Below are 26944 nucleotides of genomic sequence, written 5' to 3'. Positions count from 1 at the left end.
CGTCTGTCAAGCGCGTTGCCAAGACGTTGCGAAGTCATCGGACGAATTTCGGGGCGGATGTCGGGGGTTCGGACGCACGAATCGACACGGACAAGGCATCCTTGTGGGGCGTGACGTGGAGTGCGAGGAGGAGGCCATGCTGGAGACGACGCCTGCATCAGGCGTGGACGCCAGGACGCGTGCACAACGCGAACCCAAGTACTGGGGTCTCAAGCGGCACCTGCTCGACCTGTTGAGGGCGCTGCCGCCCGGTTCGCCGATCCCCACGGAACGGTCGCTGGCCGCGGAGTTCGACGTCTCCAGGACGACCGTCCGCCAGGCGCTCGCCGAGCTGACGGTCGAAGGCCGGCTGCTCCGGGTGCAGGGCAAGGGCACCTTCGCGGCGGAACCGAAGGTCGCCCAGAGGTTGCAGCTGTCTTCGTACACAGAGGACATGCGGGCCCAGGGACGTGTGCCGTCGTCGAAGCTGATCGAGGCTTCGGAGATGCCGGCGGAGGCGGAGCTCGCCCGCTACCTGGGCGTGCGTCCGGGTGCGAAGGTGCTGCGCCTGCACCGCCTGCGCCTGGCCGACAACGAGCCGATGGCCATCGAGACGACGCACCTCGCGCTGGGCCGCTTCCGCGGTCTGCGCCGGTACCTCGCGCCCGGTGCCTCGCTCTACCAGGTGCTGTCCGAGCGGTTCGGCGTCGAGATGGGCCACGCCGAGGAGACGATCGAGACGGCGCTCGCCTCGCCCGAGGAGGCGGAGCTGCTCGGCGCCGACATCGGCCTGCCGATGCTGCTGCTGTCGCGGCACTCGTTCGACACCGAGGGCAACCCGATCGAATGGGTGCGTTCGGTCTACCGCGGAGACCGCTACAAGTTCGTCGCCACGCTGAACCGGCCGTCTTGATCGCCTGGGGCACGCCGCGTGCTCGCCTGGTGCTCACCACGACGATCCTCGGGTCGGGCATGGCGATGCTCGACGGGACGATCGTCAACGTGGCGCTGCCCCGGATCGGCGCCGAGCTCAGCGCGTCGGTCACCGACCTGCAGTGGATCCTCAACGGGTACCTGCTCGCGCTGGCCTCGCTGATCCTGGTCGCCGGGTCGCTCGGCGACAGGTTCGGGCGCCGCCGGGTCTACGTCGTCGGCGTGATCTGGTTCGGCGTCGCGTCGCTGCTGTGCGGTGCCGCGTGGAACGTCCCGGTGCTGGTGGCGGCACGGGTGCTGCAGGGCGTGGGCGCGGCGTTGCTGACGCCGGGCGCCCTCGCGATCCTGCAGTCGTCGTTCAACCGGGAGGACCGCTCCCGCGCGATCGGCGCCTGGTCCGGGCTGTCCGGCGTGGCCACCGCGGTCGGGCCGCTGGTCGGCGGGCTGCTCGTGCAGGCCTGGTCGTGGCGGCTCGCGTTCCTGGTGAACCTGCCGGTCGCCGCGCTGTGCGTGGTCCTCGCGCTGCGATACGTGCCGGAGTCGCGCGACGAGACCTCGGGGCACCCGAACTACCTGTCCGCGCTGGTCGGCGCGGTCGGGCTCGCGCTGCTGACGGGCGGGCTCGTCGAGCAGTCGTACGTGGTGGCGGCCGCCGGCCTGGCCGCGATGATCGCGTTCGGGCTCGTCCAGAAGCGGTCCGCGGACCCGCTGGTGCCGCCGGAGCTGTTCCGCGACCGGACGTTCCTGGTCTCGAACGTGGTGACGTTCCTGGTCTACGCGGCACTGGGCGGCGTGATGGTGCTGCTCGTGCTGCAGCTCCAGATCTCTCTCGGGTACTCGCCGACGGCCTCGGGCCTCGCGAGCGTGCCGATCACGATCATCATGCTGCTGGCGTCCTCGACGTCGGGGAAGATCGCCCAGCGGTACGGGCCGCGGTTGCAGCTGATCGTCGGCCCGATCCTGGTCGGCGTGGGCATGTTGCTGCTGCGCAACGCCGTTCCCGGTGCCTCGTACGTCTTCGGAGTGCTGCCGGGCGTGCTCGTGTTCGGCATCGGCCTGGCGATCGTGGTGGCGCCGGTGACGGCCACCGTGCTCGCCTCCGCCCCTGATCACCACGCGGGTGTCGCGTCCGGCGTGAACAACGCCGTGGCCCGCACCGGCAGCCTGCTCGCGATGGCCGTGCTGCCCGCGGCGGTCGGGCTGATGGGCGAGGACTACGCGAACCCGGTCGTGATGACCGCCGGATGGCAGATGGCGCTCGTGCTGTGCGCGGTCGCGGCGATCATCGGCGGCGTGCTGGCGTTCGGCGTGGACAACGGCGTGCTGTCGGCGGCGCCGGAGCAGCAGGAGGCCCCGCACCCCGGGGAGTGCCTGCACTGCGGGGTGGAGGGGCCGCCCACGCACATCCGCTCAGGTGGCGAGAAGGCGCGCCAGTAGGCCGGGGTCGACGTTGCCGCCGGACACGACGGCGACGCCCCCGCCGCCGATCTTGCGCTGCGCGGCCACCGCGACGGCCCCGCTCGGTTCGGCGACCAGCCGCGCCCGGCGGGCGAGATCGGCGACGGCGGTGAGGATCTCGTCCTCCGACACCGTGACCACGTCGTCCACGTGCGCGCGGATGTGCGCCCAGGTGAGCGCCGAGGGTTCGTCCCGCAACGCGTCTGCGGCCGTCTGAGCCCGTTTCAGCGGGTCCCAGCGCACCAGTTCGCCCGTTGTGAGCGATTCCGCGATGTCCGCGGCCAGTTCGGGCTCCGCGCCGAGCACGCGGACGTCCGGGCGCAGCGACTTGATCGCCGTCGCGACGCCCGAGATCAGGCCGCCGCCGGACATCGGCACCACGACGGCCTCGACGTCCGGCAGGTCGGCGAGGATCTCCAGGCCGATCGTGCCCTGACCGGCGATCACGTCGGGGTGGTCGAACGGGGGGATCAGCGCCGCGCCGCGTTCCGCGACCAGGGCCTCCGCGCGCTCGACGCGTTCGGTGATGCCGACGATGAAGACCTCGGCCCCCAGCGCCCTCGTCGCCTCGATCTTGACCGCCGGGGTGTTGTCCGGCATCACGATCGCGGCGGGCACCCCGTGCAGGCGCGCGGCGAACGCCACGGCCTGCGCGTGGTTGCCACTGGAGTAGGCCACTACGCCGTTGGCACGATTCTCCAGGCGTGCCAACGCGTTCAACGCGCCGCGGAGCTTGAACGCGCCGATCGGCTGCAGGTTCTCCGGCTTGATCCATCCAGGACCGAACGGCAGCAACGGCGTGCGCACCACGTGGGGTGCGATCACCGCCGCCGCCGAACGGATGTCTGGGAGCGCGATCATCCGAGGATCGACGCGAACTGGGCCGGCTCGATGTTGCCTCCGGAGACCACCGCGACGGCCGGACCGGACGGCAGGTCGCGGTTCAGGTAGGCGGCGACGGCGACGGCGCCGCTCGTCTCGGACACGACCCGCGTGCGGCGGGAGATCTGCCTCACCGCGTCCCGGATCTCGTCCTCGGAGACGGTCACGACGTCGTCCACGTACTCGCGGATGTGCGCCCACGTCAGTTCGGACGGTTCGGCGCGCAGTCCGTCCGCGACGGTCCGGGCGCGATCGTGCGCGTCCCAGTGGACCTGCTCGCCGGCGGCGAACGACGCGGCGGTGTCACCGGCCAGCTCGGGTTCGACGCCGATGACGCGGACGTTGGGGCGCAACGACTTCACGGCCACCGCGACGCCGGAGATCAGTCCGCCGCCGCTCACCGGCACGAGGATCGTCGCCACGTCGGGGAGGTCGGCGCAGACCTCCAGGCCGATGGTGCCCTGGCCCGCGATCACGTCGGGGTGGTCGAACGGCGGGATGAGCGTGGCCTTCCGCTCCTCGACCAGTTCGTAGGCGCGCGACTCGCGTTCGGTGATGCCGACGACGAACACCTCCGCGCCGTGCGACCGCGTCGCGTCGATCTTGAGCTGCGGTGTGTTCTCCGGTACGACGATCGCGGCCGGCATGCCGAGGGTCCTGGCGGCGTAGGCGACCGCTTGCGCGTGGTTACCGCTCGAGTACGCCACGACACCGCGCGCCCGGTCCTCGGAAGGTATGCGGGACAACGCGTTCACCGCGCCGCGCTGTTTGAACGCACCGATCGGCTGCAGCGACTCGGGCTTGATCCACAGTCGTGAGTCGAACGGCAGCAACGGGGTGTGGACGACATGCGGGGCGATCGCGGCGGCGGCCGCTTGGACTTCTTCGAGAGTCACCAGGCGCATGCGTCGATGATGCACGTCACCAGGGCACAACCGGTGAACTGTGCCCAACGTCCTACGTGTGTCATGTCTGAGAAGGAGAAGATCACCCCCGTCAAGCTCATCGCGAGTGTGCTCGCCGCCGCCACCGCGGCCGTGCTGAGCCTTCGCCTCAACCTCGTAGGCACCATCGTCGGTGCCGTCCTCGCGAGCGTCGTGACCACACTCGGCGCCGTGTTCTACCAACGGTCGATGGAACGCGAAAAGCGTTGGCAGGTAGTAGCTGTCGGCGGCGTGCTCGTGTTCGTGGTGACCGTCCTCACGATGACGAGCGTCCAGCTCGTGACCGGCAGACCCGTCACGGCGGATCCGGGTACACCGTCCACAAGCACCCAGACCGAGACGCACACCGAGACGACGAAGACCGAGACGATGACCGTCACGGTTCCTCCGAGCACGTCCTCTCCATCGCCGTCGAGTGACACCACGACGACCGCGCCCTCGTCGACGACCGAATCCCGGCAGCCGACGGACAGCTCGACGCCCTCGTCGGCGCCCGACACCACTCGGTGATCACGTCACTACGTTGAGCGATAGTTAACTGTCAATTGCTACGCACCGCAGTTGATCTGTCGTGAGCTGTGACACACTTCGTTCACGTTCGAGGCGGGGCGTCATAGCCGACAGGCCCGCAACTTCACTCGAACGGGCGTAAAGATTCGGGCCGAAAGAGACCGGGAGGAGGCGCAATGAGGCTCGTGGCACGTCCGCTTGAGCCCGGCGCCGGCACTGGTTTCGAGAGGCAACAAGGGATGGGAGGGGTGGGGCGACCCCTGCCGCCGCCCCACCACCCGTCCCCCTAGAGCCCCCGAGAGAGGTCCCTGCAACCGATCTCTCGGGTTCCCCTGCACCCGAAAGTGAGGGAGACGTCTTGATGAACCGCACGAGTGCGGCCCGTGTAACCGGTGCCGTGTTGCTCGCCACCGGAGTCGTGACTGCTCTCAGCGTACCGGCGTTTGGCGCGCCTGCCGCACCAGTCGCCCCAACCGGTTCCGATACGGAGAGCTACCCGGCCGAATTGCTCCAAGCGGTCCAGCGTGATTTGGGCCTGAACGCTGACCAGGCACGCGTCCGTCTGGCTTCTGACCAGAAGTCGAGCGAGATCGCGGAGCAGTCGAAGGCGTCGCTGGGCGACGCGTTCGGCGGAGCCTGGATCGACCAGGCGAGCGGCAGACTGACGGTGGCAGTGACCAAGCCGGGACTCTCCGTGACCGGCGCGGACACCCAGATCGTGAAGAACTCGCTCACCCAGCTCAACGGGACCAAGTCGGTTCTCGACCTCATGACCGCCCCCGCGGCGATCACGAGCTGGCGCGTCGACGCGAAGTCGAACAGCGTCGTGGTCGAGGTCAACAAGAACGTCCGCGACGCCGCGGCGGAGAGCTTCATCGCCACCGCGAAGTCCATCGGCTCGACCGTGAAGGTCGAGGAGGTGACCGAGAGCCCCACGCCGCTGTACGACCTGCGTGGTGGTGAGGCCATCTACATGGGCGGCGGGCGTTGCTCGCTCGGCTTCTCCGTGACCGGTGGCTACGTCACCGCCGGCCACTGCGGCACGACCGGCACCGCGGTGTCCGGCTCCAACCGCGTCGCACAGGGCACGTTCGCGGGCTCGGTGTTCCCCGGCAACGACTACGCCTGGGTGCGCACCAACGCGAACTGGACCCCGCGCCCGTGGGTGAACCGCAGCGGCTCGAACGTCGTCGTGAAGGGTTCCACCCAGGCGGCTGTCGGCTCGCAGATCTGCCGTTCCGGTTCCACGACCGGATGGCGCTGCGGCACCGTGCAGGCGTTCAACCAGACCGTGAACTACCCGCAGGGCCAGGTCCGGGGCCTCACCCGCACCAACGCCTGTGCCGAGGGTGGCGACTCGGGTGGTTCGTGGGTGGCGGGTTCCGGCTTCGGCCAGGCCCAGGGCGTGACGTCCGGCGGTTCGGGCAACTGCTCGTCCGGCGGCACCACGTACTTCCAGCCGCTCAACCCGATCCTGTCGCGCTACGGCCTGACCCTCACGCGGGGCTAGGACTGCGCTGAGAACGCCGCGGCACCTGCGGGTGCCGCGGCGTTCTCGCGTTCTCAGACCAGCACGATCTTGCCGTGGGCGTGGCCGGTCTCGCTCAGTCTGTGCGCGTCGGCACCCCGGTCGAGCGGGAAGACTCCGGCGAGCGGGACGGTGAACGAGTCCAGTCCGGCCGCGATCGCGAGGCCGTGCAGCGCCTGGGGGTCGGCGCCGGGGCCGCCTGCCGTGTGGGTCAGCCGGACTCCGTGCTCACCGGACAGGTCGGCGATCGTGACCACGCGGTCCGGCGAGCCCGCGATCGTGATCAGTTCCGGAACCGTGCCCGCGCAGTGCAGGACGGCGTCCACTCCCGGGACCCGGTCCGCCAGGCCCTCGCCGTACACGACCGGCGTCGCGCCCAGCGAAGCCACGAAGTCCTGGGTCGCCGGACCGGCCGTGCCGATCACCTTCGCGCCCCGCGCGGCCGCGAGCTGGATCGCCACCGTGCCGACCCCGCCCGCGGCCCCCGCGATCAGCAACGTCGTGCCGTCGCGCACCCCGAGCAGGTCCAGCGCCCTGGTGGCGGTCTCCACGTTCGCCGCGGCCCCGCCCGCCTGCTCCCAGCTCAGGGTCGCCGGTTTCGGTGCCCACGCGGCCAGCACCGCGAACTCGGCGTTGGCACCGCCGAGCAGCGCCAGGTCGACCATCCCGAAGACCTCGTCGCCGACGCTGACGCCGATCACGCCCTCGCCGACCTCGTCGACGACTCCGGCCGCGTCCACGCCGGGCACGTGCGGCAACGGCAGCCGCTCGCCGAACATCCCGGACCGCAGGTAGGTGTCGCCGGGCGTGACCCCGGAGGCGCGCACCGCGACGCGGATCCGGCCGGGACCCGCGTGGGGTTCGGCGACCTCGGCGACGTGCAACAGGTCAGCAGGGCCGTACTCGGAGAACTGGAGTGCTCGCATGACGGCGAAATTAGTGGAACAGGGCGTCCACTTAGCCCAAACTGAGACGGTGACGGCGAATCTGACTCACAACCTGCGCTCGGACGCCCAGGACAACCGCGACCGGATCATGGCGGTCGCGCGCGAGGTGTTCGCTTCGGAGGGTCTCGACGTGTCGATGCGCGAGATCGCCCGCCGTGCGGACGTCGGCCCGGCGACCCTCTACCGCCGCTTCCCGACGAAGGAGGCGCTGGTGGTGGAGGCCTTCTCGGAGCAGATGGCGGCCTGCACCGCCGCGGTCGACGACGGGCTCGCGGACCCCGACCCGTGGCGCGGTTTCTGCCGGACGGTGGAGGAGGTGTGCCGGCTGCACGTGCTCGACCGCGGGTTCGCGGCGGCGTTCACGAGCGCCTATCCGAAGGCGATCGACTTCACCGCGGTGCGCGACTCGTCGTTCCGCTCGCTCGCCGAGCTCATCCGCCGGGCGAAGGCGGCCGGACGGCTGCGGGCCGACTTCTCGGTCGACGACGTGGTGCTGCTGCTGATGGCGAGCTCGGGCGTCCGCAACGGGACGCCCGCCATCGCACGCCGGCTCTCCACGCTGTTCCTGGAAGGCTCAGCTGAACTGCACTGACCGCTTCGAGAGCCCGTACCAGAAGCCGTCGACGCTGGTGCGGGCCTTCTCGTCGCTCGCCGCGCCCAAGGCGACGAACAGCGGCGCGAAGTGCTCGGTCCTCGGGTGGGCGATCCCGGCGGCCGGCGCCTTGGCCTGGAAGTCGAGCAACGCGTCGACGTCGCCGTTCGCGAGCTGCCGGTGGGCCCAGTCGTCGAACTCCTTCGACCACGACGGCGGCTCGTAGTCCGGTCCGGCCGGGAAGTTCACGCAGCTCAGGTTGTGCGTCATGAAGCCGCTGCCGACGATCAGGACGTTCTGGTCGCGCAGCGGCGCCAGCTTGCGGCCGATCTCGTGCAGCTCGCGAGGGTCGAGCGTGGGCATCGACATCTGCAGCACCGGCACGTCGGCGTCCGGGAACATCTCCTTCAGCGGCACGTAGGCGCCGTGGTCGAGGCCGCGCTGCTCGTCCTGCTCGACGTGGCCGCCGAGCAGCTTGCGGACGTCGTTCGCGAGCTCTGGAGCGCCGGGAGCCTCGTACTTCACCTCGTAGTAGCGCTGCGGGAAGCCCCAGAAGTCGTAGACCAGCGGCACGGTGGTGGTCGCGCCGATGGTGGTCGGCGCCTCCTCCCAGTGCGCGGAGACCATGAGAACGGCCTCCGGGCGCGGGAGGGTGGCGGACCAGTCCCGGAGCTCTCTGGTCCACGTCTCGTCGTCAGCCAGCGGGGGAGCCCCGTGGCTCAGGTACAGCACAGGTGCGCTCACGTCTCCGAGAGTACGCCTGTTAGTTCAAATTTCAACTACTAAGTTCGAGTTTGAACGACTCGGCGGCCCGGCGGGGGTCCTCGGCGTCGGTGATGGCCCGCACGACGACGACTCGGGTGGCTCCGGCCTCCTTGACCTCGTGGAGGTTCGTGAGGTCGATGCCGCCGATCGCGAACCACACGCGGTCGCTCTTCGTGGCGCGGACGAGGTCGAGTCCCGGTGCGGGGCGGCCCGGCTTGGTCGGGGTCGGCCAGCACGGGCCGGTGCAGAAGTAGTCGACGCCGGGTTCGCCGGCCGCCGCCGTCATCTGGCCGACGTCGTGGGTGGAGCGGCCGATCACCACCTCGTCGCCGAGGATCCTGCGGGCGAGCGGGACGGGCAGGTCGTCCTGGCCGAGGTGCAGCACGTCGGCTCCGACGGCGTGGGCGATGTCCGCGCGGTCGTTGACGGCGAGCAGCCTCCCGTGGCGTTCGGTGGCCTCGGCGAGCAGTTCGATCGCCTCGATCTCCTGCTTCGCCTCCAGTGACTTGTCTCGCAGCTGGATGACGTCGACGCCGCCCGCGAGTGCCGCGTCCGCGAACTCGGCCAGATCAGGCCGGTTCGGCGTGCAGAGGTAGAGGGTCGCGTCGGCGAGTCGTTGCCTGATCAGGTTTCCGTCGAGTCCTGGCACGCACGCACGTTAACCGTTATGTTGAAGTCGGTCCGCACGGGAGCCTGGAGAACACCGGGCTGAGAGGGAGCGTGGTTCGCTCCGACCGTCGAACCTGATCCGGGTCATGCCGGCGCAGGGAGCGTGAATGCCTTGAGCAGTGTGGAAGTGGCCGTCCGGGGTGGCGGTGTCATCGGGCTGTCCGCGGCACTAGCCGCGGCACGGGCCGGGTTCTCGGTCTCTGTGTCCGACCTCGGTTCACCGCACGCGGGTTCGCGCGTGGCGGGCGGCATGCTCGCGCCGTTGACGGAGGCGTGGCCGGGTGAGGAAGCCGTGGTGGCGCAGGGGGTCGAGGCCCTCGCGATGTGGCCCGCCTTCGCCGCGTCGATCGGTGTCCCGTTGTTCGAGGCGGGGACGCTGGCGGTCGGGACGCAACCCGGTGACCTCGCCGATCTGCGGCACGCGGGGGAGTTGCTGACGTCACGGGAGATCCGCGCCCTCGAACCCTCGCTGGGCCCGGCGGTGCGCGGCGGCGTGTACGCGGCGGGCGACCTGGCCGTCGACAACAGGGTGCTGCTTTCCGCGCTGTGGAAGGCTTGCCGGGACGCGGGGGTGAAGTCCGATGTGGACGGACAGGTCACCGTGATCGCGGCCGGGGCGTGGAGCGGGCGGCTGCACCCGGCGTTGCGCGACGTGATCCGGCCGGTCAAGGGCGAGATCCTGCGGCTCACCCACCGCCCCGGGGCGTTGCCGCCTCCACGTCACACGATCCGCGCGCTGGTCTCCGGCCGCCCGGTGTACCTGGTGCCGCGCGACGACGGACTGGTGGTCGGCGCGACCCAGTACGAGGCCGGGTTCGACACCCACGTGTCCGTCGCGGGCGTGCGGGACCTGCTGCGGGACGCGGAGACCGTGCTGCCGGGCATCGCCGAGTACGCGCTGACCGAGGCCGCCGTGGGGTTCCGCGCGGGCAGCCCGGACAACGTGCCGGTCGTGCGGTGGCTCGAACCGGGTGTGATCGCGGCGACGGGCCACCACCGCAACGGGTTGCTGCTCGCCCCGCACACCGCTCGGCTCGTGGTCGGGCTGCTCCAGGGAGGAAGTTCGTGAAGGCACAGGTGAACGGGACTCCCCGCGACTTGGCCGAGGGCACGTCGGTGGCCGCGGTCGTGACGCTGGTGGGAGCGCCCGACAAGGGCGTGGCCGTGGCGCTGGACGGCGCCGTGGTGCCGAGGGCGTTGTGGGACAGGACGATCGTGCCGGACGGCGGCGTCGTCGAGGTGCTGACCGCGGTCCAGGGAGGCTGACGTGGACGATCCGCTGATCATCGCGGGCCGGGAGTTCCGGTCCAGGCTCATCACCGGCACCGGCGGTGCCGCGAACCTCTCGGTGCTGGAACGGGCCCTCGTCGCGTCCGGCACCGAGCTCACCACCGTGGCGATGCGCCGCGTCGACGCCGCCGGGCAGACCGGCGTGCTGGAGTTGTTGCGGCGCCTTGGAATCGAGGTCCTGCCGAACACCGCGGGCTGCCGCACGTCCGCCGAGGCCGTGCTGACCGCCCAGCTGGCGCGCGAGGCGCTGGAGACGAACTGGGTCAAGCTCGAGGTCGTGCACGACGAGGAGACCCTGCTGCCGGACCCGGTCGAGCTGCTCGACGCGGCCGAGCGGCTCGTCCTGGACGGTTTCGTCGTCCTGCCCTACACCAACGACGATCCGGTGCTGGCGCGGAAGCTGGAGGACATCGGGTGCGCGACGGTCATGCCGTTGGGCTCTCCCATCGGTACGGGCCTCGGAATCCGCAACCCGCACAACATCGAGCTGATCACTTCCCGTGCTTCTGTTCCAGTAGTTCTGGACGCGGGCATCGGCACCGCCTCGGACGCGGCGCTGGCGATGGAACTCGGCTGCTCAGCGGTACTCCTGGCGACCGCCGTCACACGGGCCCAGGACCCGGAACGGATGGGTGCCGCCATGCGTTGTGCGGTCGAGGGCGGACGGCTGGCGCGCTTGGCCGGACGAATTCCGCGGCGCTTTTGGGCCCAAGCGTCTTCGCCGGGTCTCTGAGTCGCTACCTTGGGTACTCACGTGTTGGGGGATGATTGACCACTACCTGAAATCCGCCGAGGAGGACGACAAGCCGTGACGGCCCCCATTGACGCCGAGGTCGAGGACGCGACCGCGCGTCTGTACCTGGCGATCGGCCGGCTGGCCCGGTTGCTGCGACGCACCGGTTCCCCCGGACTCGGCCCCGGCGCGGTCTCCGCGCTCGCCACCCTCGCACGCTGCGGCCCCATGCGCCTGGGAGACCTGGCGAACAAGGAGGGCGTGGCGCCCCCGACGTTGTCGCGCATCGTCGCCGCCCTGGTCGAGGCCGGGTACGTGAAGCGCGAACCCGATCCGCAGGACGGCCGTGCCTGGCTCGCCACCCCGACGCCCGAGGGCGAGACGATGGTGTCCGGCGTGCGGTCCGCGCGGGTGCGGGAGCTGCAACGGCGGATCGAACAGCTGACGCCGGAACACATCTCGGCGCTCGTCGGCGCGCTGGACGCGCTGGAGACGCTGGTCGGCGAGGAGCCGAAGTAACCGTGTGAGGGTGCGCGAGCAGTCGCCGGACTGCTCGCGTCTCATCGCGGCGGGTTCTCGGTCAGCGCTCGACGGAGCGCGTGGTTGAACGCGTCGAACTCCGCGACCAGCACCTCGCGGGTCTGCGCCAGCACCCCGGCGGCCATCGTCCCGCTGAAGCTCTCCACGTTCACCAGCCGCGTGCCGCCATCTGTCTCGCTGAGCTCCCAGCGATGACGCCCGAAGAACGTCTCCGGGTCGCCACCCTGCGAGGCCAGCACGTGCGGCTCCATCGAGGTGATCTCGCCGTCGAAGTCGCGTTCGAACGGCGTCCCCTTGGCCGCCTTCACCTTGGTGTGCAAGCCCTCCACCAGCGTGTACTCCATCACGGGGTTCCAGCGGGCATAACCCGCGAAGTCCACCAGCACCCGCCACACGTCGTCGATCGGCGCCGGGATGACCAGTTCCGTCCTGACCTCGTTCTCCTGCACGGTTGTCAAGCATGGTGGGACGGTCCAGCGATTTTCCGGTAGCGGGTCCGGCGGCTCGGAGTCCGAACCGGCTGTCACGGCTGAGCACCGACCGCGGTGCGTGCACGGCTTCGCCGGCCACGCGGTTCGGCGGCCCCGCCTCACGACCAGCGTTCGGAGCACTTCGCGAACGTGGCCGAGCACCTGGCGCGCGACGGCGGGATCACGCACCGGTTCCGCGCCCGCGACCGCGCTCTCCGCGGCCACTTCGCCCCACTGCGCGGCGAAGTGGCCGCGGTCGTCGCGTTCCTCGAAGGAGCGTCGACGGTCCGGCTGCTCGATCCCGGGACGACCGACCCGAGGGCGATGCGCGCCCGCTACCTGTCGAGGCTCCAGAACGGTGACACCGGGCCGACGCCGGCACCCAGCGGGTAGGCCGCCGCGACGGACTTCACGATGAAGTCCTTGCCGAACCGCACGGCCTCGGGCACGGAAGCACCACGAGCGAGCGCCGAACTGATCGACGACGCCAGGGTGTCGCCGCTGCCGTGCGTGTTCTCGGTGTCGTAGCGCGGGCCGGGCAGTTCGATGAACTCGCGGCCGTCGTAGAGCAGGTCGAGGCACTCCGGGTCGTCCCACATGTGGCCGCCCTTCACGAGCACCCACTCCGGGCCCAGCGCGTGCAACGCCTCCGCCGCCACGCGCTGGTCCTCGCGGTCCTTCACCGCGATCCCGGTGATCAGCCGCACCTCGTCGAGGTTCGGCGTCACCAGGGTGGCGCGCGGGAACAGCAGGCCGCGCAACGCGTCCAGGGCGTTGTCGGCCAGCAACTGGTCGCCGTGCATGGACGCCGAGACCGGGTCGACGACGAACGGGATCCTGCCCGAGCCGATGCCGACGCGGTCCAGTGCGGGCGTGATGGCCTCGATGATCCGCGCCGACGCGAGCATGCCGGTCTTCGCGGCCTGCACGCCGATGTCCTCGGCGACCGAGACGATCTGCGCCGCGACGACGTCCGCCGGGATCTCGGAGACCCCCGTGACGCCCACCGAGTTCTGGACCGTCACGGCCGTCAGCGCCACACAGCCGTGCACTCCGCACGCGAAGAGCGAGCGGAGGTCGGCCTGGATGCCCGCACCACCGCCGGAATCGCTTCCGGCGATGGTGAGCACCCGCGGGGGTGCCTCGGTCACGAGGTCTCCACGACCGGGAGGTAGACCTTGTTGCCCGTGTCGGCGAACTCGCCGGACTTCTCCGCCATGCCCGCCTCGATCGCCTCCACTGTGGACAGTCCGCGTTCCTCGGCGTAGCGCCGCACGTCCTGCGTGATCTTCATGGAGCAGAACTTGGGCCCGCACATCGAGCAGAAGTGCGCCGTCTTCGCCGGTTCCGCGGGGAGCGTCTCGTCGTGGAACGAGCGCGCGGTGTCCGGGTCGAGCGACAGGTTGAACTGGTCCTCCCACCGGAACTCGAAGCGCGCCTTGGACAACGCGTCGTCCCAGTCCTGGACGCCGGGGTGGCCCTTGGCGAGGTCGGCGCTGTGGGCCGCGATCTTGTACGTGATCACGCCCGTCTTCACGTCGTCGCGGTTCGGCAGGCCGAGGTGCTCCTTCGGCGTGACGTAGCAGAGCATCGCGGTGCCGAGCCAGCCGATCTGCGCCGCACCGATCGCCGACGTGATGTGGTCGTACGCCGGCGCGATGTCCGTGGCCAGCGGCCCGAGGGTGTAGAACGGCGCCTCGCCGCACCACTCCTCCTCGAGCCGCACGTTCTCGGCGATCTTGTGCATCGGCACGTGGCCGGGGCCCTCGATCATCACCTGGACGTCCTTCGCCCGCGCGATGTGCGTGAGCTCGCCCAGGGTCCGCAGTTCCGCGAACTGCGCCTCGTCGTTGGCGTCCGCGATGGAACCCGGCCGCAGCCCGTCACCCAGCGAGAACGTGATGTCGTAGGTGCGCAGGATGTCGCAGAGCTCCTCGAAGTGCGTGTAGAGGAAGCTCTCCTTGTGGTGCGCGAGGCACCACCCGGCCATGATCGCCCCGCCGCGCGAGACGATGCCGGTGACGCGCTTGGCCGTCATCGGCACGTACCGCAGCAGCACGCCCGCGTGCACGGTCATGTAGTCAACGCCCTGTTCGGCCTGCTCGATCACGGTGTCGCGGTAGATCTCCCACGACAGCGCGGCCGGGTCGCCGTTGACCTTCTCCAGCGCCTGGTAGATCGGCACGGTGCCGATCGGGACCGGCGAGTTGCGCAGGATCCACTCGCGCGTCTCGTGGATCCGCTTGCCGGTGGACAGGTCCATGATCGTGTCGGCACCCCAGCGGGACGCCCACACCATCTTGTCGACCTCGTCCTCGATCGACGACGACACCGCGGAGTTGCCGATGTTGGCGTTGATCTTCACGAGGAACTTCTTGCCGATGATCATCGGCTCGGCCTCGGGGTGCTTGCGGTTCAACGGAATGACCGCACGCCCGATGGCCACCTCGTTGCGCACGAACTCCGCGTCGAGGTTCTCGCGCACCGCGATGTAGCGCATCTCCGGGGTGATGATCCCGGCCTTCGCGTACGCGAGCTGGCTGACAGCTCCGTTGATCGGTTCCCGTGCGGCGATCCACTCCGACCTCAGGCCGGGCAGTCCACTGTGGACGTCGATCGTCGCGTTGTCGTCGGTATACGGACCGGAAGTGTCGTAGAGATCGACATGCTCGCCGTTGGTCAGTTCCACCCTGCGAAAAGGCACACCATCGCGGTACACCTTGCGCGAGCCCGAGATCGGGCCCGTGGTCACACTGGGCTTGACCGAACGGTCGTCAAGTGCCGTCACGACATTCCTCCCTACGCCGGCATTACCCGGTCAGGTTCAGGCGGTCGGTGACACCGGCACTACTGCCAGTCACCCTCTCAGCCCGCTCTGGCGCGAGCTCCCGCGTTTTCTTGAGTTGTCGAGAACCGACCATAGTCAGCGCGCGCCGCAGCTGCCAAGGGCGTCGTTTGCCCCTAATCTCTTCCTCGTGGCTGATCACCAGCCGTTCCCGCCCGGCGCGCGACGCGGCCAGCGTCCCGCCGTGGTCTCGGCATGCCCTTCCTGCGGAGAACTCGCAGGTCGCGGCTACCCCGACTGCGGTTTCTGCGCCGAGCTGCTCGACCAGTTCTGGCTCGCGGACTGGGAGGCGCTGCGGACGTCGTCGCAGCTCGCCGACCGGGAACTCGCCGAACTGGTGACCGCGGCGGACGTCGGCCAGTACCCGTGGACGTGCGTCGACTGGGCGATGACGCTGCTCGCGTGCTCCCGCTGCGGTGCCGAGCTCGGCACCGGGCCGGTCGAGTGCGTGCGGTGCGCGGTCACCGAGGAGCGCCGCTGGAGCTGGGACCACTCGGCCCACCCGTACACGATGAGCGCGAACGAGCACCTGCTGCGCGTCGCCCGGGCCGCCCTGCGCGCACCTCACCGGCGTCGTCCGGCCGTCGTGCAGGCCTGGCAGCTGGTGCTGCCGTTCCTGATCGCCGGTGAGGTGATCGAGTTCGGCCGCCTGGACCGGATCCGCGCGCACGTGCTGGCCGGCGGCTACGCGTCGATGGCCGCCTGCCACACCTTCGCCGAGCTCGCCGGGCTGCCCGAGCTGTTCTGGCGCCGGGGCAACCCGATCTCAACGCGGGTCGAGTACCAGCCGGACTCCGAGCGCCAGCAGCACGCCGCCCGACAGCTTCTCGAGCGCGGGACGGACCCGAGGCCTGCTGAGCCAGCCCCTGATCGTGTGCAGGATCGACACGATGACCAGGTACCAGACGGTGTCGATGAGAACCCAGCCGACGGCGAGGAAGAGCAGAACCCCCTGGCCGGCCTCCCCGGCAGGCACGAACTGCGGTAGGAACGAGATCGCGAACACGCCGAGCTTCGGGTTGGCCAGGTTCACGACCAGGCCGCTGCGGAACGCGTGGCTCGCGGGTGGCGGCTCGGCGTTCGGCAGGCTCTTGCTGATCAGGGCCTTGACGCCCAGGTAGATCAGGAAGACCGCGCCCGCGATCCGGAGCCCGTGGTAGGCGATCTCGGACGCCGTGAGCAGGACGGACAGGCCGAGAGCCGCGGCGATCGCCCAGCAGGCCACGCCGACCTCCATGCCGAACACCGTCGCCAGCGCGGCTTTTCGCCCGTGCACCGACTGTCGCAGGACCATGGCCGTGCCAGGTCCGGGCGACAGCGCGATGAGGAACGAGGCCGCGACGAAGGCGACGATGTTGTCGATGGGCATGCCCTTGATGGTCGCTGGTGCTCGCAACTCGTTTCTTGACCTGGAGCGCGCTCCAGGATGTTCGCTGGTGCCATGACCTTGGAACTGGGGAAGCTGGGATTCGGCACGTGGGCCATGGGCGGCCCGTTCTCGGGCCCGGACGGGCTGCCGGTCGGGTGGGGACCCGCTGACGACGGCGAGTCGGTCAGGGCCTTGCGGCGGGCGGTCGAGCTGGGCGTGACGCTCTTCGACACCGCCGACGTGTACGGCTGCGGGCACGCGGAGAAGCTGGTCGGGCAAGCGTTTGCGGGCATGCGCGACCAGGTGGTGATCGCGACGAAGTGGGGCTGCGGGTTCGACGCGGCCGCGAAGCGGATGACGGGGGACGAGGGGTCGGTCGCGTACCTGCGCGGCGCCGTGGAGGCGTCGTTGCGGCGGCTGGGGACCGACCGGATCGACCTGTACCAGCTGCACGTCGGAGGGCTGGGCCTGGAGGAGGCGGCGCTGCTGCGCGACGAGTGCGAGGCGCTGGTGGCCGCGGGCAAGATCCGCGCCTACGGGTGGAGCACGGACGACGTCGAGCGGGCGCGGTTCTTCTGCGAGGGGCCGCACGGGATCGCTGCTCAGGCCGACATCAACCTGCTGTTCGACAACCCGGAGATGTACGCGGGGGAGTACGCGGTGCTGTGCCGCCGGCCGTTGGCGATGGGCCTGCTGGCCCGGGAGGAGTTCGGTGAGCTGCCCCCCGACGACGTGCGCGTGACGAACCCGTCCTGGCTGCGGTTCTTCGTCGACGGGAAGCCGTCACCGGAGTACTTCGAGGCGCGGGAGGCCGTCCGGGACGTGCTGACCTCGGGCGGCCGGACCCTGGTGCAGGGAGCACTGGCCTGGTTCTGGGCGCGTTCTCCCCGCCTGGTCCCGATCCCGGGAGTCCGGACGGTGGCGCAGGTCGAGGAGAACGCCGGCGCGCTCGCGTTCGGGCCGTTGGGCGTGGACGAGCTGAAGCAGGTGGAGGCGGTGCTCCGCCCCTAGTCCTCGTCGTCCTCGTCGAAGTTGGCCGGGTCGTTCGGGTCCCAGGACAGGCCCGGCTGGTTCCACTCGTTGTCGCGCAGCATCCGCTTGGCCTCCTTCTTGTACCGGCCGACGAGGCGGTCGGTGTAGAGGTAGCCGTTGAGATGGTCCGTCTCGTGCTGCAGGCAGCGGGCGAAGAAGCCGGTGCCCTCGACCTCGAACGGCTGCCCGTCGAGGTCCTTGCCCGTCACCTTCGCCCAGTGGGCGCGTCCGGTCGGGTACGCCTCGCCGGGCACGCTCAGGCAGCCCTCGAAGTCGTCGTCCGGGTCCGGCATGGTCTCCGGGATCTCCGACGTCTCGAGCGTCGGGTTCACGATCGCGCCGCGGTGCTGGACACCCTCGTCGTCCGGGCAGTCGTAGACGAAGAGCCGCAGGTCGACACCGATCTGGTTGGCCGCGAGCCCGACACCACGAGCGGCTGCCATCGTCTCGAACATGTCGGCGGCGAGGCTCTTCAGCTCGGTGTCGAACTCGGTGACCTCGCGCGTTGGGTTGTGGAGCACGGGGTCGCCGGCGATGCGGATGCGGTGGACGGCCATGGCTGAACTTTATGCGGTCCAAAACTGTCGGTGTCGCGCGGTACGTTGGAACGATCACGTGATTGAATTGCCCGCACCTGAGATGGTGTGGCGACCGTGGGGAGCCAGATGGATCACGCCGAGACGCTCACCTCCGCTGACGGGCTGACCAGCCGCGAACGCACGATGCTCGCGTTCGAGCGTCAGTGGTGGAAGTACTCGGGATCCAAGGAACAGGCCATCAGGGAACTGTTCGACATGTCCGCGACCCGCTACTACCAGCTGCTCAACGCGCTCGTTGAATCCGAAGCCGCCCTGGCTGCCGATCCGATGCTCGTCAAACGGCTGCGCGGAGTCAGGACAGGCCGCCAAAGGGTTCGCGCCCGCGCCAGGAGCACCGAGGACTGATGACCTCCCCCGAGTCCGCAAGCCCGTCCCGTCCGGCCAAGGCCGCCGGCTTCGCCCTGCTCGGCGTCGCCGCCGTGGCCCTGATCATCGGTGTGGTCAGCCTGTTCGGCGGTGGGTCGGACACACCGCCGTCCGCCGAGGGCAGCTCGACCGCGCCGCCTCCCCAGACGAGCGCGGGGTCGCCGACCGCGCCGACGGAGGCGTCGTCCACGCAGCCGCCCGCGGCCACCACGACGGCTCCGCCCGCCACCACACCGTCGTCGACCTCCGCCGCCGTGCCGCCTCCGCCGGTCACCCAGCCGGGGGCCGCGAAGGTGCCGGTCCGCGTCTACAACAACTCGACGATCACCGGCCTCGCCTCGAAGGCCTCGGACGCGGTGCGGTCGAACGGGTGGACCGTCGCCGACACCGGCAACTACTCGCAGGGCACCATCCCCACGACGACGGTGTACTACCGGCCGGGGACGGACGAAGAGGCCTCCGCCAAGGAGCTGGCCGAGGTGCTGCGCGCTCGGGTCGAGCCCCGGTTCGACGGCATCGAGAAGGCGCCCACGGGCATCATCCTGATCGTCACCAACGACTTCCAGGGTCCGTCCAAGAACAAGTGAGGGTCCGCCGCCGGCGCTGCCCGGGGTCGTTCGCCGGCCCCGGGGCGTCGCTTTACCGGACTTTCCCCGGTCGCACCACCGAGAACCACGCCAGGCGCGGCTCTCACAGGACCGGACCGCGGCACAGGCCCTAGAGTCGTGGCGTGATCACGCTGACGGCTCGACTGTCCCCGTCCGCACTGGACAGCCGGCGCGGTGTCGTCCGGCTCCACCCCGAGGTGCTCGACGCGCTCGGCCTGCGCGCCTGGGACGCGGTGAAGCTCACCGGCGCCCGCGTCAGCGCCGCTCTCGCCGCCGCCAGCGACCAGCCGCCCGGCGTGGTGCTGGTGGACGACGTGACGCTGACGAACCTCGGCATCGTCGAGGGGTCCGAGATCGTCGTGGCGCCGATCCAGGTGACGGCCGCGCGGTCCATCACCGTGGCGGGGTCGCGGCTGGCCTCCACCGCGTTGACTCCGGACACCGTGCGGCTGGCCCTGACCGGCAAGGTGCTCACGGTCGGCGACAGCGTGTCGTTGCTGCCGCAGGACCTCGCGCCGCCGCCCGGCGTGAACGTGTCGGAGACGCGGCGGAAGCTGTCCAACGCCATCGGCATGACGTGGACCAACGAACTGATCACCATCACCTCGACCGACCCCTCCGGGCCGGTGGCGGTGCAGCCGTCGAGCGTGGTCGGGTGGCGCGAGGCCCAGGCCGCGGCACCGGTGACGCCGGTGGTGGTGCGCGAGACGCACGAGGCGCTGCCGGTCGCGGACCTCGTCGGGCAACGGGAGCAGGCGCGCAGGCTCGCCGAGTGGCTGGAGCTGATGTTCCGGCAGCCCGAACTGCTGACCAAGCTCGGTGCGGCGGCTCGGCTCGCCGCTCTGGTCAGCGGACCCGAGGGGGTCGGCAAGGCCACGTTGGTGCGAGCCGTGGCCAGGTCGGTGGACGCGTCCGTCGTGGAGCTGGCCGCGCCGAGCATCGCCGTGCTGGAGCCCGGCGCGATGGCCAAGCAGCTCGCGGACGCGATCTCCAGCGTTCCCGAACGGCCGACGGTGCTCCTGCTCACGGACATCGACGCGCTGCTGCCGTCGACGCCGCCTCCGGTGGCCACGGTCGTGCTCGACATCCTGCGGACCGCCGTGGCGCGCCCCAACCTGGCGTTGATCGTCACGTCCGCGCGGGCCGAGTCCGTGGACGCGCGGTTGCGGGCGCCGGACCTGGTGGACCGGGAGCTCACGCTGCCGTTGCCCGACGGCGCGACGCGCACGGAACTGTTGCGGGTGCTGCTGAGGGACGTGCCGCTGGAGTCCGATGTGGACTTCGGCGCGGTGGCCGAACGGGCGCCGGGCTTCGTGGCGGCGGACCTGTGCGCGTTGCGCCGGGAGGCGGCGGTGCGAGCCGCGCTGCGCCAGCGCGAGGTCGCCGAACCCCGTGTGGGACAGGAGGACCTGCTCGGCGCGCTGCAGACCGTGCGGCCTCTCTCGATGTCCGCGTCGGACACCATCCAGACCGGTGGGCTGACGCTGGACGACGTCGGCGACATGGTGGAGGTCAAGCAGGCGCTGACCGAGGCCGCGCTGTGGCCGTTGCGCTACCCGGACTCCTTCGCGCGCCTCGGTGTCGAGCCGCCGCGCGGGGTGCTGCTGTACGGGCCGCCCGGCTGCGGCAAGACGTTCCTGGTGCGGGCGCTGGCCGGGACCGGGCAGCTGAACGTGCTGACGGTCAAGGGCGCCGAGCTGATGGACAAGTTCGTCGGCGAGTCGGAACGGGCCGTGCGCGAGCTGTTCCGCCGGGCCGCCGACGCCGCCCCGGCCCTGGTGTTCCTGGACGAGGTGGACGCGCTGGCGCCCCGCCGCGGCCAGTCGTCGGACGCCGGCGTGGCGGACCGGGTGGTCGCGGCACTGCTGACGGAGCTCGACGGCGTGGAACCGTTGCGGGACGTGGTGGTCATCGCCGCCACGAACAGGCCCGAGCTGATCGACCCGGCGCTGCTGCGACCCGGACGGCTGGAGCGCCTGGTGTACGTGACGCCACCGGACGCGGCCGCGCGGACGGAGATCCTGAAGGCCTCGTCGCGCAACACGCCGCTGGCCGCGGACGTGGACCTGGCCGCGCTGGCCGAGGAGCTGGAGATGTACTCGGCGGCCGACTGCGCGGGGCTGGTGCGGGAGGCGGCGCTGACGGCGATGCGGGAGTCGCTGGAGGCGGCGGAGGTGACGCAGGCGCACCTGGCGAAGGCTCGCGAGAAGGTGCGGCCGTCGCTGGACCCGATGCAGCTGGCGACGCTGGAGGCGTACGCGACCGGCCGTCAGGCCTGACCGAACGGAGAAGGCCCCGGCACACGAGGTGTCCGGGGCCTTCTCCGTTGTGCGTCAAGGCTTCTGCTGGCGCCTGAGCCCCAACTGCCGCCAGGAGCGACGACGGCCGTTCGCGCCGTCCGCCACCGTGGGCGCGGCACCGTCACGACGGGGCCGGCGCACCGCGCGCATGGCCGCACCGGCCACACGACCGTGCAACGGCTGACGCAACCCGAGCCGGCGAGCCGCGACGCCGTGCGCGCGCTTGATCGCGCGGCGGTCGGCACCGGTGACGGTCCACGCCTCGGGGTGCTTCGACAGCCACAGGTAGCGGCGCACCGAGTACGGCAGGTGCGCCAGGTACACGACCATCGCGATGATCAGCGCCACCAGCGGGTACGTGATGACCGCGGCGGCCAGCAGTCCGACGGCGACCAGCAGCGGCGCCACCGCGCGCGGCGGCACCTTCACGGTCTTCACGGACAGCGTCGGGATGCGCGACACCAGCAGGATCGCGACGACGACGGTCCACGCGCCCACCACGTACGGGTTGTTCCACCAGCCGTCGCTGCGCACCTGCTCCTCGATGATCAGGGGCAGCAGCAGCAACAGACCGCCTGCCGGAGCGGGCACGCCGACGAAGAACTCCTTCGCGAACGGCGGCTGTTCCTTCTCCAGCAACGTGTTGAAGCGGGCGAGGCGGACCACCATGCAGACCGCGAAGATCAGCGCGATGACCCAGCCGGCGCGGTTGCCCTCGAACTTCCAGAGGTAGATCGCGAGGGCGGGCGCGACGCCGAACGAGATGGCGTCGGCCAGCGAGTCCAGCTCCGCGCCCATCTTCGACGTCGCGTCCAGCAGGCGGGCGATGCGGCCGTCCAGGCCGTCGAACACGGCGGCCGCCGCGATCGCGGTGATGGCCGCGCCCCACATGCCGACGTTCGCGAAGTGCACGGCGGACAGGCCCGAGCACATGGCCAGGACCGTGATCGCGTTCGGCAGGAGGCGAACGCCGGGCCCGCTGGGTGCCATCAGGCTTCCGGAAGCTCGGCGAGGACGGTCTCGCCGCCGATGGTGCGCTGGCCGGCCTCGACCAGGACGCGGCTGCCGCGCGGCACGTAGAGGTCCACGCGCGAACCGAAGCGGATCAGACCGTACGTCTGGCCGGCGGTGACCTTCTCGCCCTCGGCGACCTCGCACACGATGCGGCGGGCGACCAGGCCGGCGATCTGCACGACGACGAGGTCGTGTCCGTCGACCGTGCGCAGCCACACGGTGTTGCGCTCGTTCTCCTCGGAGGCCTTGTCGAGGTCGGCCGAGAGGAACTTGCCGGGGTGGTACGAGACCTGGACGACCTCGCCGTCCGCGGGCACGCGCTGCACGTGCACGTCGAAGACGGAGAGGAAGACGCTGACGCGCGTCATCGGCTGGGAGCCGAGGCCGAGCTCGGCCGGCGGGACGGCGTCGACGACGTGCGAGACGGTGCCGTCGGCCGGGGCCACGGCGAGGTTCGGACGGGTCGGCGTCACGCGCTTCGGCTCGCGGAAGAACCACGCCACCCACGCCGTGACCAGCGCGAGGACGACGCCCAGGCGCTTGAAGCGCAGCCGGACGAGGAGGGTCGCGATCGCCGCACCGGCGACGAACGGGCGCCCTGCCGGGTGCATCGGCGGCACCATGCCGCGCGCGAGTTCGAGGAAGTGGGAGACGGGCTTCTCGCTGCTCATCGTGTCTGTGGGTTCCGTAGCTTCCGTGGATTGTCGGGCGGCATCACGCTACGGCAACACGCCAAACCGCCCATCGGGACTGCCGGAAAGACAAGTGGCCGGTAGGCCCGTGCATCCCCCGACGAATGCACGGGCCGACCGGCACCTGCGGTCAGTGTAATCCCCGTCACATGGGGTGAACAACGGCGCTGGGTGAGCGTTCCGTCACAGTCCGTCGACGCCGAGGGTCTGCAGCCTGAACCGCACCTCGGGGACCCGGTTGGCGTCACGCACGGCGGGCTCGACCAGGTCGTCCGGGTAGACCGCAGCTCCGTCCGCCATCCGCAGCAGGAACAGTCCGCCCCAGTTGAGTTCCAGCTGCGCGCGGTCAGCCGTGACGAGCAGGTCGGCGACCATGCACCCGAGCAGTTCCGTCACGGCCTCGACGGCCGCGTCGTGCACCTCGGCCTGGGTCAGCGACGCGTCCACGGGTGCTCCCGTGAGCTTGTGCAGCTGCGCGCCCGCCAGTGCCCCGAGCACGTCGGCGATCGTGTCGCCGACCTTGCTCACGCGTCCCGCGTGCCGCAGCAGGTCGGCGTGCCGCCGGACGAGCGCCGGACCGGCCAGCCGCGCCAGTTCGTCCCAGGCGATCGGCGGCCCGTGCACGCCGACCAGCGCCGCGACCTCCTCGGGAGGGGTGCCGTCGAGCAGCGGCCACGACGACCGCTCGTCGATCGCCTCGGCCACGACCCCGGCGAACGGCGAGAGCCGCGCGATCGTCGCGACCCGCTCCCGGATCGGCGGGTGGCTGTCGAACACCGACGTCGGCTCCTGAGCGGCCAGCAGCGGCTCGATCTCCCGCAACTGGTGCACGCGCCGCGGGTGGTCCAGGTACGCGCGGAAGCCCTCCAGCAGCGGTGGCGTGCGTCCGGCGGACACGGCCAGCGACACGTACCAGCGCTTGTAGTCCGCCCAGGCGACGCCCAGCGGGCCGCCGCGCAGCAGCGAACGCACCGAGGCCTCGCGCCCGGCCGCCGCGACGGACACCTCGTCGGCGAACCGCTCGTGCTTGCGGCTCTCCGAGGCCGCGACCAGCGCGTACAGCTTCGCCCACCCGTAGAGGACCCCGGTCAGGTAGCTGCCGCCCTGCTCGCTCGCCAGACCGAGGGCCACCCTCGCCCGGGAGGTGAGCGCGGAGAGCCGGGTGTGGCCGCCGCCGTAGTGGCCGAGCTCGTGCGCCAGCACCGACCGCAGTTCGCCGATGGTCATCCCGGCCAGCCACGGCAGACCGAGACTCATGTAGCGCGTGCCGCGGCGCTCCCAGACGGACGCGTTCGCCTCGTCGACGAGCCGGATCTCGTCGGGAGTGCGGGTGCCCGCGATCACCGCGAGCTCGTCGACGTGCCGCCAGAGCTCGGGGTGCGTCGCGCGGGTCAGCGAGACGCCGGTCGCGGGCGGGCGCGCCCAGACCGCCCTGACCACCGCGTACAGCGTCGGCAGGCCCACGATGAGCGCCAGCGTCACGAGCCACCAGCCGCCCTCGGGTTCTCCTCGTTCGAACAGGAGGAACGCCAGGACGCCCAGCCACCCGACGATGCCCACCGCGAGCACGAAGAACCCGGCGAGCATCGCCAGCGCGAATGCCGCTCTCATGTCCTGCTTCCCCCAGATCGTTCAGTGCCTACTGCAGGTATCTCACGGTGACCTCTGTTCCCGCAGGCAGTTCGGTCACGTCCTCGGGCACCTCGATCAGGCAGTTCGACAGCGCGAGCGCCGACAACAGGTGCGATCCCGGACCACCGACCGGCGTCACGACCTCGCCGGACGCCGGGTCGTGCAGCCCGCGCCGGAACTGCGTCTTGCCCGCCGGCGACGTCAGCGCGGACGTGATCCTGGCCCGCGCGCTGCGGCGTTCGAGCTGGGTGTGACCCATGGACGCCATCAGCGCCGGCCGCACGAACACCTCGAACGACACCTGCGCGCTCACCGGGTTGCCCGGCAGCGACAGCACCGGCACGCCCTCGTAGCGGCCGGAGCCCTGCGGCCCGCCCGGCTGCATCGCGACCTTGGTGAACTGCACGTCGTGGTCCGCGAAGGCGTCCTTGACCACCTCGTACGCGCCCGCGCTGACCCCGCCGGACGTCACGATCACGTCCACCGCGCCCAGGTACGGCTTCAGCGCGCTGTGGAAGGCCTCCACGTCGTCCGGCACGAACCGCAGCCGGGTGGCGACGCAGCCCGCGTCCCGCACGGACGAGGCGAGCATCATGCCGTTCGACTCGTAGATCTGGCCGAGCTCCAGCGGCCGGCCCGGTTCGACCAGCTCGGAGCCGGTCGACAGGACCAGCACGTGGGGACGGCGGCGCACCGGTAGCTCGGGCAGGCCGAGCGCGGAGGCGAGACCGAGCGTGGACGGGCGCAGCACCGTGCCCGCGGCCAGCACCGCGTCGCCCTTCCGCACGTCGTCGCCGCCTACGCGGATGTTCTGACCGGGCTCGACGGCCCGGTTGATCTCCACGGTGTCGGTGGCGCCGTCGGTCCACTCGACCTGGACCACCGCGTCCGCGCCGGGAGGGATCGGCGCACCGGTCATGATCCGTTGCGCGGTGCCGGGTGCCAGCGGGGTCAGCTCGGTGCGGCCGGCCGGGATGTCGTCGGTCACGACGAGACGTGACGTCCCTTCCCGGTTCAGGTCGGCCGCCCGCACCGCGTACCCGTCCATCGCCGAGTTGTCGAACGGCGGCAGGTCCAGCGGCGCGCTGACGTCGGCGGCGAGCACGAGCCCGAGGCACTCCTCGAGCGGGAGCTGCAGCACGGGCATCGACCCGACGAGCTCCGCGACGCGATGGCGGTGTTCGGCGACAGTGGTGGGGGGCACGACTGCATACTGCCAACGTCGCGCCGGTCGTGACGATCGCAGTGACCGAATCCTCCCGGAGGTGTTGTTCGTGCAGGTCCGGACCAGGCACACACCGACGTTCGGCGTGGCGAGACTCGTGCTCGCGCCCGGCGAGGCGGTGCTGGCCGACCCGCTGACCATCGCGGCGACCAGCTACGGGCTCGTGGTCGAGGTGAAGGGCGCGGGCGCCAAGGCCGTCGCGCTGTGCACGGCGGGCGCGGAGGGCGGCTGGCTCGACGCGGCCCCCGTGCTGCCCGGAGACCTGCACCAGATCGAGCTCGACGGGACGCACGGCTGGTGCATCGCCCGGCACAGCTGGGTCGCGTCGAGCAGCACGGTGGCGATGAACCCGGGGGCACCGCCGATGCAGGCGATCTTCGGGGGCGTCGAGGGCTTCATGACCTACGCGCACGGCCAGGGCTCGATGGTGCTCGCCTGTTACGGCGCACTCGACCTCGTGACGCTGGAAGCGGGAGAGGCCGTGACCATCAGCAGCGATCACGTCGTCGCGTTCGCGGACACCGTGCAATGCCGTCTCCGGCCGTCGGTACCCGATGGCGTGCAATCCATTCAGACGGGCGAGGGGCTGGTGTTCGACTTCGCTGGTCCGGGAGCCGTGCTGACCCAGGCGCGAGGGCCCCGGCGACTCACCACCTGGTTGCGCGCCAACGGAGTCAGCCCTCGTTCATGACTCCGTAAGGAGGTATCCGCGTGAGATTTCTTCTTTTAGCGTTGCTCTCTGCGCTTTGCGTGAGATGCGTGATCTGAAGGAGGACGTCTTGGCTCTCGGTACCGTCAAGTGGTTCAACTCCGAAAAGGGATACGGCTTCATCGCAACCGATGGCGGGCCCGACGTGTTCGTGCACTACTCGGCGATCCAGATGGAAGGCTTCCGGACGCTCTCAGAAGGCGACCGGGTGGAGTTCGAGGTGCAGGCCGGGCGGGACGGGCGCAGCCAGGCGTCGGACGTGCGCCGCGCCGGTTAGGCACCGGTCGGAGATCACTTCGGTCACGCCTTTGGC

General features: G+C 70.7%; 30 protein-coding genes and 2 riboswitches. Of the genes, 16 read left to right on the top strand and 14 right to left on the bottom strand.

Going from position 1 to position 26944, the window contains the following annotated elements; genetic code table 11:
* The first annotated feature begins 136 nt into the window (after positions 1 to 136).
* Complete coding sequence (locus ACWF7A_RS32275) at positions 137 to 892, top strand: GntR family transcriptional regulator (protein WP_030480591.1); 756 nt, start codon at positions 137 to 139, stop codon at positions 890 to 892.
* Positions 826 to 2349: an MFS transporter gene (locus ACWF7A_RS32270; RefSeq protein ID WP_452254278.1), complete on the top strand. Its 1524-nt coding sequence runs from the start codon at positions 826 to 828 to the stop codon at positions 2347 to 2349. Before ACWF7A_RS32275 ends, ACWF7A_RS32270 begins: the two co-directional genes overlap by 67 nt.
* Here ACWF7A_RS32270 and ACWF7A_RS32265 read toward each other — a convergent pair.
* Positions 2323 to 3231, bottom strand: coding sequence for a threonine ammonia-lyase (locus tag ACWF7A_RS32265; RefSeq protein ID WP_452254277.1), 909 nt, complete (start codon positions 3229 to 3231; stop codon positions 2323 to 2325). The genes ACWF7A_RS32270 and ACWF7A_RS32265 overlap by 27 nt on opposite strands.
* Complete coding sequence (locus ACWF7A_RS32260; protein WP_452254276.1) at positions 3228 to 4157, bottom strand: threonine ammonia-lyase; 930 nt, start codon at positions 4155 to 4157, stop codon at positions 3228 to 3230. The genes ACWF7A_RS32265 and ACWF7A_RS32260 overlap by 4 nt, the downstream gene beginning before the upstream one ends.
* A 63-nt stretch (positions 4158 to 4220) precedes the next feature.
* Here ACWF7A_RS32260 and ACWF7A_RS32255 point away from each other — a divergent pair, with 63 nt between their 5' ends.
* Together ACWF7A_RS32255 and ACWF7A_RS32250 are read left to right on the top strand one after the other, a co-directional pair.
* Entirely contained in the window at positions 4221 to 4706 is a 486-nt protein-coding gene (locus tag ACWF7A_RS32255) for a hypothetical protein (protein WP_452254275.1), read from the top strand.
* Positions 4707 to 5235: 529 nt separating this feature from the next.
* Entirely contained in the window at positions 5236 to 6216 is a 981-nt protein-coding gene (locus ACWF7A_RS32250; RefSeq protein ID WP_452254274.1) for a S1 family peptidase, read from the top strand.
* 53 nt (positions 6217 to 6269) lie between these two features.
* Here ACWF7A_RS32250 and ACWF7A_RS32245 read toward each other — a convergent pair whose 3' ends face one another.
* Complete coding sequence (locus ACWF7A_RS32245; protein ID WP_452254273.1) at positions 6270 to 7160, bottom strand: NADP-dependent oxidoreductase; 891 nt, start codon at positions 7158 to 7160, stop codon at positions 6270 to 6272.
* 49 nt (positions 7161 to 7209) lie between these two features.
* On the opposite strand from ACWF7A_RS32245, the gene ACWF7A_RS32240 reads away from it, so the two are divergent.
* Positions 7210 to 7773 (top strand): TetR/AcrR family transcriptional regulator, encoded by a 564-nt coding sequence (locus ACWF7A_RS32240; protein WP_452254272.1) that lies wholly within the window; start codon positions 7210 to 7212, stop codon positions 7771 to 7773.
* Here ACWF7A_RS32240 and ACWF7A_RS32235 read toward each other — a convergent pair.
* Both ACWF7A_RS32235 and thiE read right to left on the bottom strand, forming a co-directional pair.
* Positions 7756 to 8517 (bottom strand): dioxygenase family protein, encoded by a 762-nt coding sequence (locus ACWF7A_RS32235; protein ID WP_452254271.1) that lies wholly within the window; start codon positions 8515 to 8517, stop codon positions 7756 to 7758. The genes ACWF7A_RS32240 and ACWF7A_RS32235 overlap by 18 nt on opposite strands.
* A gap of 31 nt (positions 8518 to 8548) precedes the next feature.
* Complete coding sequence (gene thiE / locus ACWF7A_RS32230; RefSeq protein WP_452254270.1) at positions 8549 to 9187, bottom strand: thiamine phosphate synthase; 639 nt, start codon at positions 9185 to 9187, stop codon at positions 8549 to 8551.
* Positions 9188 to 9213: 26 nt separating this feature from the next.
* Positions 9214 to 9325: riboswitch (TPP riboswitch) on the top strand.
* Positions 9326 to 9328: 3 nt separating this feature from the next.
* On the opposite strand from thiE, the gene ACWF7A_RS32225 reads away from it, so the two are divergent.
* From ACWF7A_RS32225 to ACWF7A_RS32210, 4 genes are all read left to right on the top strand, one after another.
* Positions 9329 to 10276 (top strand): FAD-dependent oxidoreductase, encoded by a 948-nt coding sequence (locus ACWF7A_RS32225; RefSeq protein WP_452254345.1) that lies wholly within the window; start codon positions 9329 to 9331, stop codon positions 10274 to 10276.
* A complete protein-coding gene (thiS, locus tag ACWF7A_RS32220) occupies positions 10273 to 10473 on the top strand; it encodes a sulfur carrier protein ThiS (protein ID WP_452254269.1) in 201 nt (66 codons plus the stop codon). The genes ACWF7A_RS32225 and thiS overlap by 4 nt, the downstream gene beginning before the upstream one ends.
* A gap of 1 nt (position 10474) precedes the next feature.
* Positions 10475 to 11230, top strand: a complete 756-nt coding sequence (gene thiG, locus ACWF7A_RS32215) for a thiazole synthase (protein WP_452254268.1) — start codon at positions 10475 to 10477, stop codon at positions 11228 to 11230.
* Between the two features lie 75 nt (positions 11231 to 11305).
* The gene (locus ACWF7A_RS32210) at positions 11306 to 11749 is read left to right on the top strand and encodes a MarR family winged helix-turn-helix transcriptional regulator (protein WP_229693556.1); all 444 of its coding nucleotides are present in this window, start codon (positions 11306 to 11308) and stop codon (positions 11747 to 11749) included.
* A gap of 41 nt (positions 11750 to 11790) precedes the next feature.
* Here the strand turns inward: ACWF7A_RS32210 and ACWF7A_RS32205 are convergent, their stop codons facing one another.
* Entirely contained in the window at positions 11791 to 12219 is a 429-nt protein-coding gene (locus ACWF7A_RS32205; RefSeq protein ID WP_452254267.1) for an SRPBCC domain-containing protein, read from the bottom strand.
* 96 nt (positions 12220 to 12315) lie between these two features.
* On the opposite strand from ACWF7A_RS32205, the gene ACWF7A_RS32200 reads away from it, so the two are divergent.
* On the top strand, positions 12316 to 12633 hold the full coding sequence (locus ACWF7A_RS32200) for a hypothetical protein (protein ID WP_452254266.1): 318 nt from the start codon (positions 12316 to 12318) through the stop codon (positions 12631 to 12633).
* Here ACWF7A_RS32200 and thiD read toward each other — a convergent pair.
* The 3 genes from thiD to ACWF7A_RS32185 all read right to left on the bottom strand — a co-directional run bounded on the left by thiD (position 12576) and on the right by ACWF7A_RS32185 (position 16454).
* Complete coding sequence (gene thiD / locus ACWF7A_RS32195; RefSeq protein ID WP_452254265.1) at positions 12576 to 13391, bottom strand: bifunctional hydroxymethylpyrimidine kinase/phosphomethylpyrimidine kinase; 816 nt, start codon at positions 13389 to 13391, stop codon at positions 12576 to 12578. The two genes, ACWF7A_RS32200 and thiD, sit on opposite strands and share 58 nt — an antisense overlap.
* Entirely contained in the window at positions 13388 to 15028 is a 1641-nt protein-coding gene (thiC, locus tag ACWF7A_RS32190; RefSeq protein WP_452254264.1) for a phosphomethylpyrimidine synthase ThiC, read from the bottom strand. Before thiC ends, thiD begins: the two co-directional genes overlap by 4 nt.
* Positions 15020 to 15142: riboswitch (TPP riboswitch) on the bottom strand. (Overlaps the previous gene by 9 nt.)
* A gap of 709 nt (positions 15143 to 15851) precedes the next feature.
* A complete protein-coding gene (locus ACWF7A_RS32185) occupies positions 15852 to 16454 on the bottom strand; it encodes a LysE family translocator (RefSeq protein WP_452254263.1) in 603 nt (200 codons plus the stop codon).
* A gap of 72 nt (positions 16455 to 16526) precedes the next feature.
* Between ACWF7A_RS32185 and ACWF7A_RS32180 the strand changes: the two genes are divergently transcribed.
* Positions 16527 to 17465 carry an aldo/keto reductase gene (locus ACWF7A_RS32180; RefSeq protein ID WP_452254262.1) on the top strand — a complete coding sequence of 313 codons (939 nt, stop codon included), beginning with the start codon at positions 16527 to 16529 and terminating at the stop codon, positions 17463 to 17465.
* On the opposite strand, the gene ACWF7A_RS32175 is transcribed toward ACWF7A_RS32180, so the two are convergent.
* Entirely contained in the window at positions 17462 to 18043 is a 582-nt protein-coding gene (locus tag ACWF7A_RS32175) for a peptide deformylase (protein WP_452254261.1), read from the bottom strand. The two genes, ACWF7A_RS32180 and ACWF7A_RS32175, sit on opposite strands and share 4 nt — an antisense overlap.
* A 108-nt stretch (positions 18044 to 18151) precedes the next feature.
* On the opposite strand from ACWF7A_RS32175, the gene ACWF7A_RS32170 reads away from it, so the two are divergent.
* The 3 genes from ACWF7A_RS32170 (at position 18152) to ACWF7A_RS32160 (ending at position 21338) form a co-directional block, all read left to right on the top strand.
* Positions 18152 to 18430 carry a DUF3263 domain-containing protein gene (locus ACWF7A_RS32170; protein ID WP_089910320.1) on the top strand — a complete coding sequence of 93 codons (279 nt, stop codon included), beginning with the start codon at positions 18152 to 18154 and terminating at the stop codon, positions 18428 to 18430.
* Positions 18430 to 19038: a LytR C-terminal domain-containing protein gene (locus ACWF7A_RS32165; protein WP_452254260.1), complete on the top strand. Its 609-nt coding sequence runs from the start codon at positions 18430 to 18432 to the stop codon at positions 19036 to 19038. Before ACWF7A_RS32170 ends, ACWF7A_RS32165 begins: the two co-directional genes overlap by 1 nt.
* 143 nt (positions 19039 to 19181) lie before the next feature.
* The gene (locus tag ACWF7A_RS32160; RefSeq protein WP_452254259.1) at positions 19182 to 21338 is read left to right on the top strand and encodes an AAA family ATPase; all 2157 of its coding nucleotides are present in this window, start codon (positions 19182 to 19184) and stop codon (positions 21336 to 21338) included.
* A gap of 54 nt (positions 21339 to 21392) precedes the next feature.
* On the opposite strand, the gene pssA is transcribed toward ACWF7A_RS32160, so the two are convergent.
* From pssA to moeA, 4 genes are all read right to left on the bottom strand, one after another.
* Positions 21393 to 22349: a CDP-diacylglycerol--serine O-phosphatidyltransferase gene (gene pssA, locus ACWF7A_RS32155; RefSeq protein WP_452254258.1), complete on the bottom strand. Its 957-nt coding sequence runs from the start codon at positions 22347 to 22349 to the stop codon at positions 21393 to 21395.
* Positions 22349 to 23044 carry a phosphatidylserine decarboxylase gene (locus ACWF7A_RS32150; protein ID WP_089908648.1) on the bottom strand — a complete coding sequence of 232 codons (696 nt, stop codon included), beginning with the start codon at positions 23042 to 23044 and terminating at the stop codon, positions 22349 to 22351. The genes pssA and ACWF7A_RS32150 overlap by 1 nt, the downstream gene beginning before the upstream one ends.
* Positions 23045 to 23248: 204 nt before the next feature.
* A complete protein-coding gene (locus tag ACWF7A_RS32145) occupies positions 23249 to 24676 on the bottom strand; it encodes a M48 family metallopeptidase (RefSeq protein ID WP_452254257.1) in 1428 nt (475 codons plus the stop codon).
* Between the two features lie 28 nt (positions 24677 to 24704).
* Positions 24705 to 25901 carry a molybdopterin molybdotransferase MoeA gene (gene moeA, locus ACWF7A_RS32140; RefSeq protein ID WP_452254256.1) on the bottom strand — a complete coding sequence of 399 codons (1197 nt, stop codon included), beginning with the start codon at positions 25899 to 25901 and terminating at the stop codon, positions 24705 to 24707.
* 70 nt (positions 25902 to 25971) lie between these two features.
* Between moeA and ACWF7A_RS32135 the strand changes: the two genes are divergently transcribed.
* Positions 25972 to 26613 carry an AIM24 family protein gene (locus ACWF7A_RS32135; protein WP_452254255.1) on the top strand — a complete coding sequence of 214 codons (642 nt, stop codon included), beginning with the start codon at positions 25972 to 25974 and terminating at the stop codon, positions 26611 to 26613.
* 88 nt (positions 26614 to 26701) lie between these two features.
* Positions 26702 to 26908: a cold-shock protein gene (locus tag ACWF7A_RS32130; RefSeq protein WP_030470913.1), complete on the top strand. Its 207-nt coding sequence runs from the start codon at positions 26702 to 26704 to the stop codon at positions 26906 to 26908.
* The last annotated feature ends 36 nt before the right edge of the window (positions 26909 to 26944 follow it).

This window comes from Lentzea sp. NPDC055074, from assembly GCF_053608005.1.
This window is presented reverse-complemented; position numbering and strand designations above follow the sequence as displayed.

What these genes read in the sequence shown, in the direction of transcription:
- ACWF7A_RS32275 (WP_030480591.1), top strand. Translation starts at nt 137, where the DNA reads ATGCTGGAGACGACGCCTGCATCAGGCGTGGACGCCAGGACGCGTGCA.
- ACWF7A_RS32270 (WP_452254278.1), top strand. Translation starts at nt 826, where the DNA reads ATGGGTGCGTTCGGTCTACCGCGGAGACCGCTACAAGTTCGTCGCCAC.
- ACWF7A_RS32265 (WP_452254277.1), bottom strand. Translation starts at nt 3,231, where the DNA reads ATGATCGCGCTCCCAGACATCCGTTCGGCGGCGGCGGTGATCGCACCC.
- ACWF7A_RS32260 (WP_452254276.1), bottom strand. Translation starts at nt 4,157, where the DNA reads ATGCGCCTGGTGACTCTCGAAGAAGTCCAAGCGGCCGCCGCCGCGATC.
- ACWF7A_RS32255 (WP_452254275.1), top strand. Translation starts at nt 4,221, where the DNA reads ATGTCTGAGAAGGAGAAGATCACCCCCGTCAAGCTCATCGCGAGTGTG.
- ACWF7A_RS32245 (WP_452254273.1), bottom strand. Translation starts at nt 7,160, where the DNA reads ATGCGAGCACTCCAGTTCTCCGAGTACGGCCCTGCTGACCTGTTGCAC.
- ACWF7A_RS32185 (WP_452254263.1), bottom strand. Translation starts at nt 16,454, where the DNA reads ATGCCCATCGACAACATCGTCGCCTTCGTCGCGGCCTCGTTCCTCATC.
- ACWF7A_RS32180 (WP_452254262.1), top strand. Translation starts at nt 16,527, where the DNA reads ATGACCTTGGAACTGGGGAAGCTGGGATTCGGCACGTGGGCCATGGGC.
- ACWF7A_RS32175 (WP_452254261.1), bottom strand. Translation starts at nt 18,043, where the DNA reads ATGGCCGTCCACCGCATCCGCATCGCCGGCGACCCCGTGCTCCACAAC.
- ACWF7A_RS32170 (WP_089910320.1), top strand. Translation starts at nt 18,152, where the DNA reads ATGGATCACGCCGAGACGCTCACCTCCGCTGACGGGCTGACCAGCCGC.
- ACWF7A_RS32165 (WP_452254260.1), top strand. Translation starts at nt 18,430, where the DNA reads ATGACCTCCCCCGAGTCCGCAAGCCCGTCCCGTCCGGCCAAGGCCGCC.
- pssA (WP_452254258.1), bottom strand. Translation starts at nt 22,349, where the DNA reads ATGGCACCCAGCGGGCCCGGCGTTCGCCTCCTGCCGAACGCGATCACG.
- ACWF7A_RS32150 (WP_089908648.1), bottom strand. Translation starts at nt 23,044, where the DNA reads ATGAGCAGCGAGAAGCCCGTCTCCCACTTCCTCGAACTCGCGCGCGGC.
- ACWF7A_RS32145 (WP_452254257.1), bottom strand. Translation starts at nt 24,676, where the DNA reads ATGAGAGCGGCATTCGCGCTGGCGATGCTCGCCGGGTTCTTCGTGCTC.